General features: G+C 49.8%; 1 protein-coding gene. It reads right to left on the bottom strand.

Going from position 1 to position 245, the window contains the following annotated elements; genetic code table 11:
• A partial coding sequence (locus Q0954_RS34835; RefSeq protein WP_299466918.1) for a hypothetical protein occupies positions 1-245 on the bottom strand: 245 nt, incomplete at both ends.

Here is a 245-nt window from a genome sequence, read left to right as displayed (position 1 = left end):
CGAATAGAATCGCCTACTACCAGCGACAAGTTGATGAAGCGGGTAGGGCGGGGGTTCGTCTCCCCTTTACCGACAATATACTGCCCGGTAAAATCAAAGTCTACCTTGAACGCCTGGGCGATTTGTTCACTACAGCCTGCTGCATTCGTAGCATTTAGGCTATAATTGAGTAATGGAATGCTTCCTTTCCTGTCGGGGTGTACCGGGTAGGCTACCTGAGACGTACTGGCGAGTAAATTGCCAAA

Source organism: uncultured Microscilla sp., from assembly GCF_947493425.1.
Taxonomy (GTDB): domain Bacteria; phylum Bacteroidota; class Bacteroidia; order Cytophagales; family Microscillaceae; genus Microscilla.
The sequence above is the reverse complement of the archived record's forward strand: the minus strand, read 5'-3'. Positions and strand labels throughout refer to the sequence as shown.